Origin of the sequence: Methylobacterium sp. Leaf94 (genome assembly GCF_001426045.1) — a bacterium.
Classification (GTDB): domain Bacteria; phylum Pseudomonadota; class Alphaproteobacteria; order Rhizobiales; family Beijerinckiaceae; genus Methylobacterium.
Genome location: NZ_LMRM01000012.1, coordinates 283,434 through 297,268 on the forward strand (window position 1 = coordinate 283,434; position 13,835 = coordinate 297,268).

At 71.2% G+C, this 13,835-nt stretch carries 15 protein-coding genes; 4 read left to right on the top strand and 11 right to left on the bottom strand.

What is annotated here, in order from left to right:
- Positions 1-6: 6 nt before the first annotated feature.
- The 5 genes from ASG63_RS09710 to ASG63_RS09730 form a co-directional block, all read right to left on the bottom strand.
- Positions 7-330 carry an HPr family phosphocarrier protein gene (locus ASG63_RS09710; protein WP_056215079.1) on the bottom strand — a complete coding sequence of 108 codons (324 nt, stop codon included), beginning with the start codon at positions 328-330 and terminating at the stop codon, positions 7-9.
- A 117-nt stretch (positions 331-447) separates the two neighbouring features.
- Positions 448-849: a PTS sugar transporter subunit IIA gene (locus ASG63_RS09715; protein WP_055947765.1), complete on the bottom strand. Its 402-nt coding sequence runs from the start codon at positions 847-849 to the stop codon at positions 448-450.
- A gap of 125 nt (positions 850-974) precedes the next feature.
- Complete coding sequence (locus ASG63_RS09720; RefSeq protein WP_056215082.1) at positions 975-1,496, bottom strand: HPr kinase/phosphorylase; 522 nt, start codon at positions 1,494-1,496, stop codon at positions 975-977.
- Between the two features lie 20 nt (positions 1,497-1,516).
- Entirely contained in the window at positions 1,517-3,238 is a 1,722-nt protein-coding gene (locus ASG63_RS09725) for a sensor histidine kinase (protein WP_082559243.1), read from the bottom strand.
- A gap of 97 nt (positions 3,239-3,335) precedes the next feature.
- Positions 3,336-4,046 (bottom strand): response regulator transcription factor, encoded by a 711-nt coding sequence (locus ASG63_RS09730; protein WP_055947774.1) that lies wholly within the window; start codon positions 4,044-4,046, stop codon positions 3,336-3,338.
- A gap of 342 nt (positions 4,047-4,388) precedes the next feature.
- On the opposite strand from ASG63_RS09730, the gene ASG63_RS09735 reads away from it, so the two are divergent.
- Positions 4,389-5,204 (top strand): HugZ family pyridoxamine 5'-phosphate oxidase, encoded by an 816-nt coding sequence (locus ASG63_RS09735; protein ID WP_200957541.1) that lies wholly within the window; start codon positions 4,389-4,391, stop codon positions 5,202-5,204.
- 86 nt (positions 5,205-5,290) lie between these two features.
- Here ASG63_RS09735 and ASG63_RS09740 read toward each other — a convergent pair whose 3' ends face one another.
- The 3 genes from ASG63_RS09740 to ASG63_RS09750 form a co-directional block, all read right to left on the bottom strand.
- Complete coding sequence (locus ASG63_RS09740; RefSeq protein ID WP_056215088.1) at positions 5,291-5,551, bottom strand: hypothetical protein; 261 nt, start codon at positions 5,549-5,551, stop codon at positions 5,291-5,293.
- Positions 5,552-5,688: 137 nt separating this feature from the next.
- A complete protein-coding gene (locus ASG63_RS09745) occupies positions 5,689-7,026 on the bottom strand; it encodes an ATP-binding protein (protein WP_056215091.1) in 1,338 nt (445 codons plus the stop codon).
- Positions 7,023-7,763 (bottom strand): response regulator transcription factor, encoded by a 741-nt coding sequence (locus tag ASG63_RS09750; protein WP_056215094.1) that lies wholly within the window; start codon positions 7,761-7,763, stop codon positions 7,023-7,025. Before ASG63_RS09750 ends, ASG63_RS09745 begins: the two co-directional genes overlap by 4 nt.
- 262 nt (positions 7,764-8,025) lie before the next feature.
- Here ASG63_RS09750 and lepA point away from each other — a divergent pair, with 262 nt between their 5' ends.
- The 3 genes from lepA (at position 8,026) to ASG63_RS09765 (ending at position 11,576) form a co-directional block, all read left to right on the top strand.
- Positions 8,026-9,831, top strand: coding sequence for a translation elongation factor 4 (gene lepA / locus ASG63_RS09755; RefSeq protein ID WP_056215406.1), 1,806 nt, complete (start codon positions 8,026-8,028; stop codon positions 9,829-9,831).
- 16 nt (positions 9,832-9,847) lie between these two features.
- Entirely contained in the window at positions 9,848-10,693 is an 846-nt protein-coding gene (locus ASG63_RS09760) for a glycosyltransferase family 2 protein (protein WP_244479860.1), read from the top strand.
- Positions 10,694-10,883: 190 nt separating this feature from the next.
- Positions 10,884-11,576, top strand: a complete 693-nt coding sequence (locus ASG63_RS09765; RefSeq protein ID WP_056215097.1) for a L,D-transpeptidase — start codon at positions 10,884-10,886, stop codon at positions 11,574-11,576.
- Positions 11,577-11,590: 14 nt separating this feature from the next.
- Here the strand turns inward: ASG63_RS09765 and ASG63_RS09770 are convergent, their stop codons facing one another.
- The 3 genes from ASG63_RS09770 to ASG63_RS09780 form a co-directional block, all read right to left on the bottom strand.
- Positions 11,591-12,646, bottom strand: a complete 1,056-nt coding sequence (locus ASG63_RS09770; RefSeq protein WP_244479861.1) for a GGDEF domain-containing protein — start codon at positions 12,644-12,646, stop codon at positions 11,591-11,593.
- A gap of 154 nt (positions 12,647-12,800) precedes the next feature.
- On the bottom strand, positions 12,801-13,232 hold the full coding sequence (locus ASG63_RS09775) for a hypothetical protein (protein WP_056215101.1): 432 nt from the start codon (positions 13,230-13,232) through the stop codon (positions 12,801-12,803).
- 192 nt (positions 13,233-13,424) lie between these two features.
- The gene (locus ASG63_RS09780; protein ID WP_056215104.1) at positions 13,425-13,811 is read right to left on the bottom strand and encodes a hypothetical protein; all 387 of its coding nucleotides are present in this window, start codon (positions 13,809-13,811) and stop codon (positions 13,425-13,427) included.
- Between the last annotated feature and the right edge of the window lie 24 nt (positions 13,812-13,835).

Genomic DNA, 13,835 nt, shown 5'->3' on the forward strand with positions numbered 1-13,835 from the left:
CTCCGCCTACTCGTCCTCGCCGAACCTGTTGGCGAGGAGGTCGGTGATCGCCGTCATGCAGGCCTCCGCGTCGCCGCCCGAGGTCACCACCGCGATCGAGGTCCCCTGCGCGGCGCCGAGGGTGAGGAGGCCCATGATCGAGCGGCCCCCCACCGTCTCGCCCGAACGGGTCACCGTGACGGCGGCATCGAAGCGCTCGACGGTCTGGACGAACTTGGCCGAGGCCCGGGCATGCAGGCCGCGCCGGTTGATGATCGGAAGGACCTGGATCAGCCCGCCCTCGGGCACCGGCGGCAGGCTGTCCTCGGCGTCGTCGTCGTCGTAGCTCATGGGCGTCGGCCGTCCCCTCGCTGGCGCGCCGCGCCGCATCCTGCGGCCTCGGCCGGCCCACCGCTCATGCCAGGGGCCCGAGACTGCCTGTAAGCCGTGGAAGCAAGGGAAGAAAGCCTATTTGCCGGCCAACACGCGCGACGCGACGTTGATGTACTTGCGGCCGGCCTCCTGGGCGTGGAGGACGGCGTCGCCGAGGGGCTCGGCATCGCGCACGCTGGCGAGCTTGATGAGCATGGGCAGGTTGATGCCCGCCACCACCTCGACCTGGCCGCCGTTCATGCACGAGAGGGCGAGGTTCGAGGGCGTGCCGCCGAACATGTCCGTGAGCACGACGACGCCCTTGCCGGTATTCACGCGGCTGACCGCATTCATGATGTCGAGCCGGCGCAGCTCCATATCGTCCTCGGGACCGATGGTGATGGTCTCGATCTGTTTCTGCGGCCCGACGACATGCTCAAGGGCAGCCTTGAACTCGGTCGCCAATAGCCCGTGGGTGACGAGCACCATTCCAATCATCGACGCGGGTTCCAACGCCTTGTGAGCGGAGCCGCCATTTTGTGCAGCGCAAGGTCGAGCGCAAGGTGAATGCGGCATTTTGTGTGCTCGAACGTCATCATCATGCCACGCTGGTGGCACCGGCGCTACGGTCTCGGGAGCGGCGGCAGACGCAAGACCGGACGGTGCGTCCCGCTTGCCACGCCGGAGCACGCGGCCAGGGCATCGAGCACGAGGCGCGGCGCGAGGCCGGAGCGCAGCAGGGCCGCGTCGAGGCGCAGGGCCGGCAGGTCGAGGCCGAGGAGCGGCGTGCGGCTCAAGGGGCTCTCGGGCAGGCGCGGGGCGTCGGCGACGCAGTCGACCACCAGGCGAACCGGAACGCGGGGCAGGACCTCCGCGACCCGGAGCAGGCCGAGGCCCCGCACCTCGATCCGGTCGCCGAGGGCGGGGTCGGCATGGGCCACCACGGTTTCGCCCGCGCGGGTCAGCCGGACCCGATCGTCGGCCACGAGGTGCGCCGACCCTTGCATCAGCTCCGCCCGGTCGAGGAGGAGGAGCGCGAGGGTCGACTTGCCGGCGCCCGACGCTCCCCGGATGAGCAGGCCCGCGTCGCCGAGGGCGATGCAGGTGGCATGCACCGAATCGGTGCGGCTCGACGGATCGCCCATGGCGCGGCCGGCCTCCCCGCTCAGCGGGTCACGGCCGGCAGGCGGACGATGAAGCGGGCGCCGCGCACCGTCGGCTCGCCGTCCTCGTCGGCCGGGCCGGGCCGGTTCTCGGCCCGGATCGTGCCGCGATGAGCCTGGACGATCTGGCGCGAGATCGAGAGGCCGAGGCCCGAATTCTGGCCGAAGCCCTGCTCCGGGCGGTCGGTGTAGAAGCGCTCGAAGATCCGTTCCAGGGCGTGCTCGGGGATGCCGGGGCCCTCGTCCTCGACGATGAGCTCGACGTCGCTGCGCACCCGCCGCAGGGCCACCCGCACCTTGGCATCGGGGGGCGAGAACGAGCGGGCGTTGTCGAGGAGGTTGTTCACCACCTGGCCGAGGCGGCTGTCGTGGCCGAAGATCGTGAAGGGCGCGTCCATCTCGCCCGCGGGCGTGTCCACGTCGAACTGGATCGCCGCGTCCTTCGGGCGCCGGCGCTCGTTGGCCACCGAGACGACGGTGGTCATCAGCTTGCGCATGTCGACCCGGCGGGCCTCGGCGCGGGCGAGCTCGGCATCGAGGCGCGAGGCATCGGAGATGTCGGAGATCAGGCGGTCGAGGCGCTTCACGTCGTGCTGGATGATGGCGAGCAGGCGCCCGCGCGAATCATCGGATTTGGCCAGCGGCAGGGTCTCGACGGCGCTGCGGAGCGAGGTGAGGGGGTTCTTCAGCTCGTGGCTCACGTCGGCCGCGAAGCTCTCGATGGCGTCGATCCGGCGGTAGAGCGCCTGGGTCATGTCGCGCAGGGCCCCCGACAGGTGGCCGATCTCGTCGGTGCGCCCGGTGAAGTCGGGGATCTCCTCGCGGGACTTGATGCCCAGCCGCACCTTCTCGGCCGCATCCGCGAGGCGCCGCACCGGCCCCGCGATGGCGCCCGCGAGCAGGATCGAGAGGACGAGCATCACCGCCGCGGCGATCAGGAAGACCTGCAGCAGGCCGAAGCGCTCCGAGGCGATGACGCGGTCGATGTCGCCCCCTTGCGTCGACAGCAGCAGGGCGCCGCGCACGGAGTTGGCCCGCTGGATCGGCACCGCCACGGAGACGATGGTCTCGCCCGCCGGGTTGCGGCGGACGATGGTGCCGCGGGCCCCCGTGAGCGCCACCTGGACCTCCTTCAGGCCGTGGCCGCTGGCCGGGCCGACATCCTCGATGCCGGGGGGCGCGCCGTCGCCGCCGAGCTTCGTCCCGAGCTTCGCCTGCACGCCCTCCCAGGCCTTCTCCAGCCAGGTGCGCTTGCGTGGCCGGACATCCGGGTCGCTGCGGTTCATCTCGCCCCGCGCCGAGAGGGTGCGGGTATCGAACAGGAGGCCGCCCTCCTGGTCGTAGACCCGGGCGCGGTTGCCGGTGGGCGTGATCAGCCGCCGCAGCAGCGGGGCCACCCGCTCCGGGTTCAGCGAGAAGGTGAGGGGGGAGGAAGGCTCTTCGGCCTCGCCGGCCTGGAGCTGGAGCAGCTTGTCGGGGTCGATCCGGATCGTGTCGGTCTCGACCGAGGCCGAGGAGGCGATGGCGCCGGCGATGATTTCGCCCTGGATCAGGAGGCTCTGCACCCGCGCCTGGATCAGCCCCTGGCGGAACTGGTTCAGGTAGAGGAAGCCGAACAGGAGCGCGATCAGCCCGACGAGGTTGAGCACGACGATGCGTCGCGTCAGGCTCGACGAGGCCCGTTGGCCGATCCCGTTCCAGATCTGGCGCGGCCAACCCAGCATGCCGCGCGACGGGATTTCGCCTTGATCTGTGGTGGCCACGAGCGTCCGGTGGTGAGGGAACAGCGTTGCGGGAGGGAATGGAGGCCCGGGCCGGGCCTCAGCTCTCCTTGAAGCGGTAGCCGACGCCGTAGAGCGTCTCGATCATGTCGAAGCTCGTGTCGGTGACCTTGAACTTCTTGCGCAGGCGCTTGATGTGGCTGTCGATGGTGCGGTCGTCGACGTAGACCTGGTCGTCGTAGGCCGCATCCATCAGGGCGTTGCGGCTCTTCACGACGCCGGGGCGATGGGCCAGGGCCTGCAGGATCAGGAACTCCGTCACCGTCAGGGTGACGGGCTCGCCCTTCCAGGTGCAGGTGTGGCGCTCGGGGTCCATCATCAGGAGGCCGCGCTCCAGGGAGCGGGCGGCGGCATCGGCCTCGCGGGCGGCGGCGCCCGGGCCGTCCTTCGGAGCGAAGCGCCGGAGCACGGCCTTCACGCGCTCCACGAGGAGGCGCTGCGAGAACGGCTTATGGATGAAGTCGTCGGCGCCCATCTTCAGGCCGAACAGTTCGTCGATCTCCTCGTCCTTCGAGGTCAGGAAGATCACCGGAAGGTCGGATTTCTGCCGCAGACGCCTGAGAAGCTCCATCCCGTCCATGCGCGGCATCTTGATGTCGAAGATCGCGAGATCGGGCGGGGAATGCTTCAGGCCGTCCAGCGCCGAGGCGCCGTCGGTGTAGGTCTGGATGCGGTACCCTTCGGTCTCGAGCGCGATCGAGACGGAGGTGAGGATGTTTCGGTCGTCGTCCACGAGGGCGATGGTCGGCATGCGCGTGTCCTGTTGCTCGGATGCGGCTCGGCGGACGTCTGATGGCGCCAGCCCCTCCGCATCCCACCCCATCCTCCGTCGCGGACAGAGGGCAGAGATCGGCAAAAACGCGGTGGCGACCGTGCCGGGGAGGCGGGCCGCGTTCGCGCGGAGAGTCAGGCTGTGTAATGGCAATATGCTGAAAAAGCGAGCGACCTCGGTCGTTTGTTCGTTTGGCGCTTGACTGATGCCAACGGGCCGCAGTCCGGTGCCCTCGTGCGGAGCCCCGAACCCTGGCTATGATCCGGCGGCTGAACGCGGCCTGAGCGCCGGTCCGCGGGCACCGAATCGAGGGGGATCTTCATGGCCGAGGGCGAGACCAAGATGGCCGAAGGCGAGACCAGGACCGGGGGGGAGCGGCGCGGGCCGGCGGTGCCGCTGCCGGCCTCCGAGGCGCCGTTCGATGCGATCGGCCTCGCCCGCCATCTCCTGCGCAGCATCCGCTCCGGGGCGCTCGCCACCCTCGACCCGGAGGACGGCACGCCCTTCGCCTCCCTGGTGACCATCGCCACGGATGTCGACGGCACGCCCCTGATGTTGCTCTCGCGGCTCTCGGCCCATACCCGCAACCTGCTGAAGGACCCGCGCGCCTCGCTGCTGTTCAGCGCCGGCGGCAAGGGCGACCCGCTCGCCCATCCGCGCCTCACCGTCACGGGACGGGTGACCCAGACCCTGAAGCCGCGGGCCCGCGCCCGCTTCGTGGCCCGGCATCCGAAGTCGAAGCTCTACGCCGACTTCCCCGATTTCGGCTTCTTCGCCCTCGCGCCCACGGCCGGGCACCTCAACGGCGGGTTCGCCAAGGCCGCCGTGCTGACGGCCGACGAGCTGCGCCTCGACCTCACCGGCGCGGAAGGGCTGGTGGCGGGGGAGGAAGGGGCCGTCGCGCACATGAACGCCGACCACGCCGACGCCCTCGCCCTCTATGCCCAGGCCGCCGGAGCCGAGCCCGGCCCGTGGCGGCTCACCGGCCTCGACCCGGAGGGGATGGATCTCCTCACCGGCGACCGGACCGCGCGGGTGCTCTACCCGGAGCCGGTCCGCGAGATGGGCGCCCTGCGCAAGGCCCTGGTGGCGATGGCGGCCCAGGTCCGGGCCGGGGACGGCGCGCCGGCGGATTAGGCGTGGGCCCGGACCCCTGCGCGGGACCGGGGGCGCCGGGCCGAACGCACGGATCGGCGTTCGGCCCTGCAGGCTCCGTCGCGCCCTCACTTCTTGTCGTGCGTGTGCGTCTTGGCGTGGGTGTGGGTGTGGCCGTCCTTGGCCGCCTGCACGGGCTTGCCGCTCTCGGGCATCGTGGCGGGCGCGCCGCGCTCGGTATGGTGGTTCGGGCCGCCCGAGACGCCGCCGGTATTCGGGACGGCCTGCGACGGGTTCTCGGAGTTTCCGTTGCCCTCCGTGGCGGAGGCCTGTCCCGCCAGGGCGGTCATCAGGGCCAGGGAGAGAAGGGTGATGCTGATGCGCGACATGGTCTCGTCCTCGTGTCCCGCAGCCCCGTCGGCTGCGTCGAGACCTGATGTAGCCGAGGCGTTTGGCTGCCCGATGCCGGGTCCGTGACGAAGTGTGGCACGCGGCGGCGCGCCCGCGTCGCCGATCCGATCCCGCCTCAGCCCACCGGGCGCGGCAGGGTGATCCGCACCCGCAGGCCGCCGCCGGGCCGGGTCTCCAGGCCGATGCGGCCGCCTTCGGCCTCGATCACCCGGCGGGCGATGGTCAGGCCGAGGCCGGTCCCGCCGGTGTTGCGGTTGCGGGAGGTTTCCAGGCGGGTGAACGGCGCGAAGGCCCGGTCGACCGCGTCGGGCGGCAGGCCGGGGCCGTCGTCGTCGATCCAGAGCTCCAGGCTCGCGTCCGCGAGCGCCAGGCCGATCCGGGCGCGGTCCCCGTAGCGGACGGCGTTGTCGACCACGTTGTCCAGGGCGCGCCGGAGCGCCACCGGCCGGATGGCGGCGAGTGCCCGGCCGGGCCCCTCGTACACCACCGCGTGTCCGGCATCCTGCCCGGCATCGGCGATGCTCATCAGCAGGCTGGCGACGTTGGTTACCCGCCGGACCTCCGGATCGGCATCGCCCCGCAGGTAGGCCAGGGTCGAGTCGATCATCGCCTGCATGTCGTCGAGGTCGGACGCCATCGCGTGCCGCTGCCCGTCGTCGGCGACGCCGTCGAGGCGCAGGCGCAGGCGCGCGATCGGCGTGCGCAGGTCGTGGGACACGGCGGCGAGGGCCTGGGTCCGCTCGGTGACGAGGTCGCGGATGCGCATCTGCATGCCGTTCAGGGCGCGGGCGATCGCGCGGGTCTCGTCGGGGCCGACCTCGGGCACCGGGACCACCCGGCCCTGGCCGACGGCGTGGCCGATCAGCCCGGTGAGGTGGCCGAGCGCCCGCAGGGGCCGGGCGATCCGGTGGGTCAGCAGCACGGCGGCGAGGCCGACCAGGATCGCCATCGCGGTGGCCAGCATGGCCCAGGGATTGCTCAGCGCCATGCCCGAGGCGTGGGCGGAGTGGAAGGTCAGCTGGCTGCCGTCCGGGAGCGCCAGCGTGCCGCCGAGATCGAGCCGGTGGAGCGGGTCCGCGTCGCCCTCCATCACCAGGGAGAGGTTGGGGCCGAGGCTGGGGTCGAGGGCGGTCAGGCGCTGGTGCAGGGGCTCCAGGGCCGGGTCGCTCCGTCGCCCGGCCGGGGCGGGGGCGTCCGTCCAGGCGACCTCGAAATGGGGGTTGGACAGGGCCTGGGCCTCGGCGTTGCGCGCCGCCGGCGGGCGCCGCATCACCGCCTCGCGGGCCAGGGCGAGCTGTGTCGCCACCTGGGCGGCGAAGGCCTCGGCGGAGGCGGCGGCCGCCGATCGGCGATAGAGCAGCAGGGCCCCGCCATGCACCGCCAGGATGGCCACGAGGAGGACGACGAGGGTCCGGGCCTCCAGGCTGCGCGACAGGGCGAACAGGCGCCTCACCGGCGCTCGACCTTCGCGGCCAGCATGTAGCCCGACCCCCGCACCGTCTTGATCACCGGCGGTTCGCCCTCGGGCGGGTCGAGCTTGCGTCGCAGGCGGCTGACGAGGGTGTCGACGCTGCGGTCGGAGGGCGAGCCGAGGCGGGCCCGGGACAGTTCGAGGATCTGCTCGCGGCCGAGGACCCGCCCGGGATGGTCGAGGAACACCAGCAGGAGGTCGTATTCCGCGCCCGAGAGGTCGACGCCGGCGCCGTCCGGATCGACCAGGGCCCGGCTGCGCAGGTCGAGGCGCCAACCCGCGAAGACGAGGGTCTCGCCGCCCAGGGAGGCCGCCGGCGCCAGGACGGAGCGGCGCAGGACCGCCCGGATGCGCGCGAGCAGCTCCGGGCGCCCGAACAGCTTGGCGATGTAGTCGTCGGCCCCGAGTTCCAGGCCCAGCACCCGGTCCGCCTCCTCGCCGCGCGCGCTGACGACGATGACCGGCACGGTGGAGCGGGCCCGCAGGGCGCGCAGCAGGTCGAGGCCCGATGCACCGGGCAGCATGACGTCGAGGAGGATCAGGTCGACCCCGCCCTCCGGCAGGAGCCGCCACATCTCGGCGCCGCTCCGGCATCCGGTGACCCGGTAGCCGCTGTCGCGCAGGGCCCGGCTCACCAGGATGCGCAGGCCGTCGTCGTCTTCCACCAGGAGGACGTGGCCCAGCTCCGGCATCGGCCCGGCGCCCTCCAACGGGTTCATGGTTCTGGCTCGGCTCCGAGGATGCGGCCACCGTCGCGAATCGGCGGGCGCGGGGAATCAGCCGGAAATCGCGGGCCGCCGCAAGCCCGGGGCCGGGCTCGGCCCCCGGCCGCGTCCGGCGCGCGCTTGGCGCACCGGGCCTGCGCTTGGCGCACGGAGCCGGCACTGCTATCTGCGGGCGACCTGTTTCCCATTCCAAGAAACCGTGCGCCGGGTCCGTCCCTTGGACGGCGGGCCGCGCGCGCCGGAGATCGCATCCTCGATGACAACGACCCCCATCGACAACATCCGCAACTTCTCCATCGTCGCCCATATCGACCACGGCAAGTCGACCCTCGCGGATCGCCTGATCCAGACCACCGGCACCGTGGCCCTGCGCGACATGAGCGAGCAGATGCTCGACTCGATGGATATCGAGAAGGAGCGCGGCATCACCATCAAGGCGCAGACCGTGCGGCTCGAATACAGGGCCGAGGACGGCAAGGACTACGTCCTCAACCTGATGGACACCCCCGGCCACGTCGACTTCGCCTACGAGGTGTCCCGGAGCCTCGCCGCCTGCGAGGGCTCGCTGCTGGTGGTGGACGCCTCGCAGGGCGTCGAGGCGCAGACGCTGGCCAACGTCTACCAGGCGCTGGACGCCAACCACGAGATCGTGCCCGTCCTCAACAAGATCGACCTGCCGGCGGCCGAGCCCGAGCGCATCCGCGCCCAGATCGAGGAGGTGATCGGCATCGACGCCTCCGAGGCCGTGGCGATCTCGGCCAAGAGCGGCCTCAACATCGAGGCGGTGCTGGAAGCGATCGTGACGCGCCTGCCGCCGCCCAAGGGCGACCGCGACGCGCCCTTGAAGGCGCTCCTCGTCGACAGCTGGTACGACGTCTATCTCGGCGTCGTCGTGCTGGTGCGCATCGTCGACGGCGTGCTCAAGAAGGGCATGAACATCCGCATGATGCGGGCCGATGCCGTCCACGGCGTCGACAAGATCGGCGTGTTCCGGCCGAAGATGGCCGATATCGGCGAGCTCGGTCCCGGCGAGGTCGGTTTCTTCACCGGCTCGATCAAGGAGGTGGCCGACACCCGCGTGGGCGACACGCTCACCGAGGACAAGCGCCCCTGCAAGGAGATGCTGCCGGGCTTCAAGGACGTGCAGTCGGTGGTGTTCTGCGGGCTCTTCCCGGTGGACGCGGCCGAGTTCGAGACCCTGCGCAGCGCCATGAGCAAGCTCCGGCTCAACGATGCGTCGTTCTCCTACGAGATGGAGACGAGCGCCGCGCTGGGCTTCGGCTTCCGCTGCGGCTTCCTCGGGCTGCTCCACCTCGAGATCATCCAGGAGCGCCTGGAGCGCGAGTTCAACCTTGACCTGATCTCCACGGCGCCCTCCGTGGTCTACCGCCTGCAGATGACGGACGGCACGATCAAGGAGCTGCACAACCCGGCCGACATGCCGGACGTGATGAAGATCACCGCCATCGAGGAGCCGTGGATCCGCGCCACCATCCTCACCCCCGACGAGTATCTCGGCGGCGTCCTGAAGCTCTGCCAGGACCGGCGCGGGACCCAGGTCGATCTGAACTACGTCGGCAAGCGCGCCATGGTGGTCTACGACCTGCCGCTCAACGAGGTGGTGTTCGATTTCTACGATCGCTTGAAGTCGATCTCCAAGGGCTACGCCTCGTTCGACTACCACATCTCGGATTACCGCGAGGGCGACCTCGTCAAGATGTCGATTCTCGTCAATGCCGAGCCGGTGGACGCCCTCTCGATGCTGGTCCACCGCACCCGCGCCGAGCATCGCGGCCGCGCCATGTGCGAGAAGCTGAAGGACCTGATCCCCCGCCACCTGTTCCAGATCCCGGTCCAGGCGGCGCTGGGCGGCAAGATCATCGCCCGCGAGACCATCAAGGCCCTGTCCAAGGACGTGACCGCCAAGTGTTACGGCGGCGACATCTCGCGCAAGCGCAAGCTCCTCGACAAGCAGAAGGAGGGCAAGAAGAAGATGCGCCAGTTCGGCAAGGTCGAGATCCCGCAGGAGGCCTTCATCGCCGCCCTGAAGATGGACGATTGAGCCGGGCCGCCCGACCGTGGATCCGCACCGGGACCCGAACGCCCCCATCCGGCTCACCGTCCTGATCCGGACGCTGAACGAGGCCGACCGCATGGCGGCCTGCCTCCGCTCGGTGCTGCCGCTCCGGTGCGAGATCCTCGTCATCGACGCGGGTTCGGCGGACGCCACCGTGTCCATCGCCGAGTCCCTCGGGGCGCGGGTGGTGGTGAACCCCTGGAAGGGGTTCGGGCCGCAGCGGCGCTTCGGCGAGGACCTCTGCCGGCACGACCACGTCTTCAGCGTCGATGCCGACGAGATCCTGACGCCGGAGATCGTGCGGGAGATCCGGGGGATCTTCCAGGGGGCCGACATTCCGTCCCTGATGATCGTCCGCAAGGCGATGGTGCTGCCGCACCACGCGCGCCCCTCGCCCTGGGCGTTCTGCACCGAGAACATCTACCTGTACGACCGGCGGGTGGCCCGCACCACCGACAACCCGAACTGGGACAAGCTCGCGATCACCACGGACGCGAAGCCGGTGACGATCCGGTCCGTGGTCTGGCACCACACCTTTCGCGACTGGAACCACGCCATCGCCAAGTCGAACTATGTCGGGCAGCTCGCCGCCGACACGCAGCCGATCGGCTCGCGCTTCGAGACCGGCCTGCGGCTGGTGTTCGAGTACCCCCTCAACTTCCTGAAGTTCTACATCCTGCGGCGCTTCTTCCTCGCCGGCCTCGACGGTTTCGTGATGGCCAGCGTCCTCGCCTATGGCCGCTTCATCCGGATCGCGAAGATGCACGAGGCGACCCGCGGCCAGCCCTCCACGGGGCTGCCGTTCCTGCGCCGGGCCAAGCGCTCCGCCCCGGACGCCCCCGGCTGAGGCGCCGCCGGAGCCCGCCCGGCCACATCCGCGACGCAATCGGTCGGTTCCTGCTCGCGATTGACGTCCGCCCCCGGCGCCCGGCTTGCCAGCCGGACCGGGGACCGGCACTGTCAGCTTGGCCATAGGGGCCGCGCGGACCCGGGCGATCTGTCGGCCCGTCGCGCGACGGGAAGACGGGACGCCTGCGATGACGAGGGACACGAGGAACGTTGAGTCCGGCACGACGGACGGGCGAATGGGCCGCCTGAGCCGCCGGTCCTTCCTGGTCGGCACGGGGGCCGGCCTCGGCGCCCTCGGGCTCGCCGGCTGCGTCTCTTCGGACGGCGTCCTGCGCGCCGAGGCGGCCAAGATCTACGGCCCGATGCCGGAGGAGAGGTTCCCCATCCCGGCCACCGACATCAGCAGGGTCGATCCGAAATACTTCCGCCGCACGGTCCCGTACCCGACCCAGGAGGCGGCCGGCACGATCATCGTCGATCCGGCCAACTACTACGTCTACCGCGTCGAGGGCGACGGGACCGCGACGCGCTACGGCGCCAATGTCGGCCGCGACGGGTTCCGCTGGAGCGGCGACGCCTATGTCGGGCGCAAGTCCGAATGGGCCACCTGGACCCCGCCCGCGGAGATGATCCGGCGCCAGCCCGAGGCGGCCAAGTACGCCCGCGGCATGCCGGGCGGCCTCGACAACCCCCTCGGCGCCCGCACCCTGCACCTCTACCAGAACGGCGCCTACACGCTCTACACGATCTACGCCTCGAGCGAGCCCGACACGATCGGCTCGGGCATCACCAGCGGCTGCGTCGGCCTGCTGAGCCAGGACATGATCCACCTCTACGCCCGCACGCCGGTGAAGACGAAGGTGGTCGTCCTGCCCGCCTGAGGGCGGACGCGTCCTCAGCGCGGCAGGGCCATGCGCAGGGTGCCGCGGCCGGCGGCCTTGGCCGCGTAGAGGGCCGCGTCCGCGCGGGTGAAGAGATCCGCCGGCGCCGAGGCGGCGGCCCGGGCGATGCCCACGGAGGCGCCGAACCGCAGGCAGACGCCGCGATGGTGGTAGGGGTCGCGCATGGCCGCGACGATCCGCCGGCCGATCGCCTCGCAGAACGGCCCGTCGGCCTCCCGCTCCACGAGGACGGCGAACTCGTCGCCGCCGATGCGGGCGACGAGATCCGTTTCCTGGCAGGCCGCCCGCAGGCGCCGCGCCGCCTCCTGCAGGCAGACATCGCCCACGGCGTGCCCGTAGGTGTCGTTGATCGCCTTGAAGCCGTCGAGGTCGACCAGGAACAAGGCCCCGCTCTCCGACAGCTGCGCCAGGCGCTCGTCGAAGACCGACCGGTTCGCCAGGCCCGTCATGCGGTCGAATTCCGCCCGGTAGCGCGTGCGGTCGGCGCTGAGCTTCTGCTCGGTGATGTCCTGCTTGAACCCGAACAGGCGCACGGGAACGCCCGCGCGGGTCTCCACCGACCCGGTGATGCGGATCCAGCGGCGGCTGCCGCGGCCGGCGACGATCTCGGCATCGAGGGTGAAGGGGGAGCGCCGGCCGATCGCCTCCGCTCGAACGGCCACGAGGTGGCGTCGCGCCTCCTCGGTGTAGCAGGCGAGGGTCTCCGGCCGGCTCACCGGGGATCCGCGCGGGAATTCGAAGAGGTCGTAGACCCCCTCGCTCCAGCGCAGGGACTCGTCCGGGAGGTCGCATTGCCAGAGGCCGATCCGCGCTTCGGCCGAGGCCGCCTCGAAGATGCGCGTCATGTCCGCGAGGGCGTCGGCCTGGCACTGGATCAAGGCCGCCTGGGCGGCGAGTTCGCCCCGGAGGGTCAGGATCGTCGCGGTGTCCCGCCAGCGCTGGGCGGCAGCGGCGTCGACCGCCCGGGTGGCCAGCCGGAGGGCGGCGGACGCCAGGCGCGGGCGGTGCGGCGTCGGCAGAGGGTCGATGGGATCGTCGTCAGAACTCACGCGGCGTGCCCCGTTCGCGCCAAGGTGTTCAGCCCGGAGCAGGTACGGATCGTCAGCAATGCCGTCCCGGCTTCGAGATGTCCTCTCGTCATCACGCTAAGGGGAGGCCGGTTAACGGAGGCCATCGGCGGGAGAAGTTTCGGGCGGAGCCGACCTATTCGGCCGGCTTGTCCCCGTCCTGGGCCTCGACCTTGTCGACCGGCGGCTCGGCGCTCGCCATCGACTTGCGCTCCAGCATCGGCTGCAGGCGCTCGGCGAGCTGCTGGCCGAGATGGCGGGTGTAGGCGGTCTGGAAGTAGCGGGCGCCGGTGCCGCGGCCGTAGAGGCGATCATGCGCCTGGATCATCGCGTCGACCTCCGGGCGGCACAGGAAGCCGGTGACGCCGGCGGCCTCGTACCAGCGGCCCGCGCGGGCGTGCCGGGTCGCGGCGGGGTTGGACAGCACGGTCTCGGCGAAGCACTCCGTCGCCGCCCGCTCGAGGGGGGACATGACCCCGTGCGGTTGCGCCGGATTGCGCCCTGCCGCCTCCGCCGCGGCGCCCCATCCCACGGTCGTCACCAAAGCGCCGAACAGCAAAGCCTTCATCGTCGGAAGCCCCGTGCGAAATCGATCTCGATCCGACGCGAGTATTCACCAGCGATTTGGTCCGGAGAAGGGCAGAAGTCCGGCACCGGGCGGTCCGACGACGATCGGCGCGCGGTTGTGGCGCGCCCATCACAGGGCCATCCTGGGCGCGGCTTCAGCCGCGACGCGCGGCTTCAGCCGCGACGCGCGGCCTCAGCCGCGACGCTCGGCGTTCCAGCGTCCGCTGCAGGCGATCAGCCCCGTGGTGTTCCAGGTGCCGTTGCCGGTGCCCGAGCGGCCCAGCCGGCCGACCACGTCGGCGGCGTCGCTGCCGCGGGAGATCACCGCCCGCACGGCGCCGGTCTGCGAGACGCGCCCGTTGATGTTGAACTCGCCGCCGGCATAGCTCGCCTCGCCGCGCCGGATCTGGACGCCGTAGCGGTAGGCACGGTCGCAGGGACCGTCGAGGGTGACCACCTCGATGCTCCAGGTGCCGTCGTAGCGGTTGGGCACCTGGACCTTCTTCTTGGCGGCATCCGCGACCCCGGCGGAGGCGGTCAGGAGGGCAAGGGTGGTCACCGCGAGGGCTGCGCGTCGCATGGGAATCCGTTCGTGTTTCGACTC

Excerpts from the sequence above, each read along its gene's own strand:
- ASG63_RS09775 (WP_056215101.1), bottom strand. The coding sequence starts at position 13,232 with ATGAAGGCTTTGCTGTTCGGCGCTTTGGTGACGACCGTGGGATGGGGC.
- ASG63_RS09780 (WP_056215104.1), bottom strand. The coding sequence starts at position 13,811 with ATGCGACGCGCAGCCCTCGCGGTGACCACCCTTGCCCTCCTGACCGCC.
- ASG63_RS09765 (WP_056215097.1), top strand. The coding sequence starts at position 10,884 with ATGACGAGGGACACGAGGAACGTTGAGTCCGGCACGACGGACGGGCGA.
- ASG63_RS09750 (WP_056215094.1), bottom strand. The coding sequence starts at position 7,763 with ATGAACCCGTTGGAGGGCGCCGGGCCGATGCCGGAGCTGGGCCACGTC.
- ASG63_RS09735 (WP_200957541.1), top strand. The coding sequence starts at position 4,389 with ATGGCCGAGGGCGAGACCAAGATGGCCGAAGGCGAGACCAGGACCGGG.
- ASG63_RS09725 (WP_082559243.1), bottom strand. The coding sequence starts at position 3,238 with ATGCTGGGTTGGCCGCGCCAGATCTGGAACGGGATCGGCCAACGGGCC.
- ASG63_RS09740 (WP_056215088.1), bottom strand. The coding sequence starts at position 5,551 with ATGTCGCGCATCAGCATCACCCTTCTCTCCCTGGCCCTGATGACCGCC.
- lepA (WP_056215406.1), top strand. The coding sequence starts at position 8,026 with ATGACAACGACCCCCATCGACAACATCCGCAACTTCTCCATCGTCGCC.
- ASG63_RS09710 (WP_056215079.1), bottom strand. The coding sequence starts at position 330 with ATGAGCTACGACGACGACGACGCCGAGGACAGCCTGCCGCCGGTGCCC.
- ASG63_RS09730 (WP_055947774.1), bottom strand. The coding sequence starts at position 4,046 with ATGCCGACCATCGCCCTCGTGGACGACGACCGAAACATCCTCACCTCC.
- ASG63_RS09720 (WP_056215082.1), bottom strand. The coding sequence starts at position 1,496 with ATGGGCGATCCGTCGAGCCGCACCGATTCGGTGCATGCCACCTGCATC.
- ASG63_RS09715 (WP_055947765.1), bottom strand. The coding sequence starts at position 849 with ATGATTGGAATGGTGCTCGTCACCCACGGGCTATTGGCGACCGAGTTC.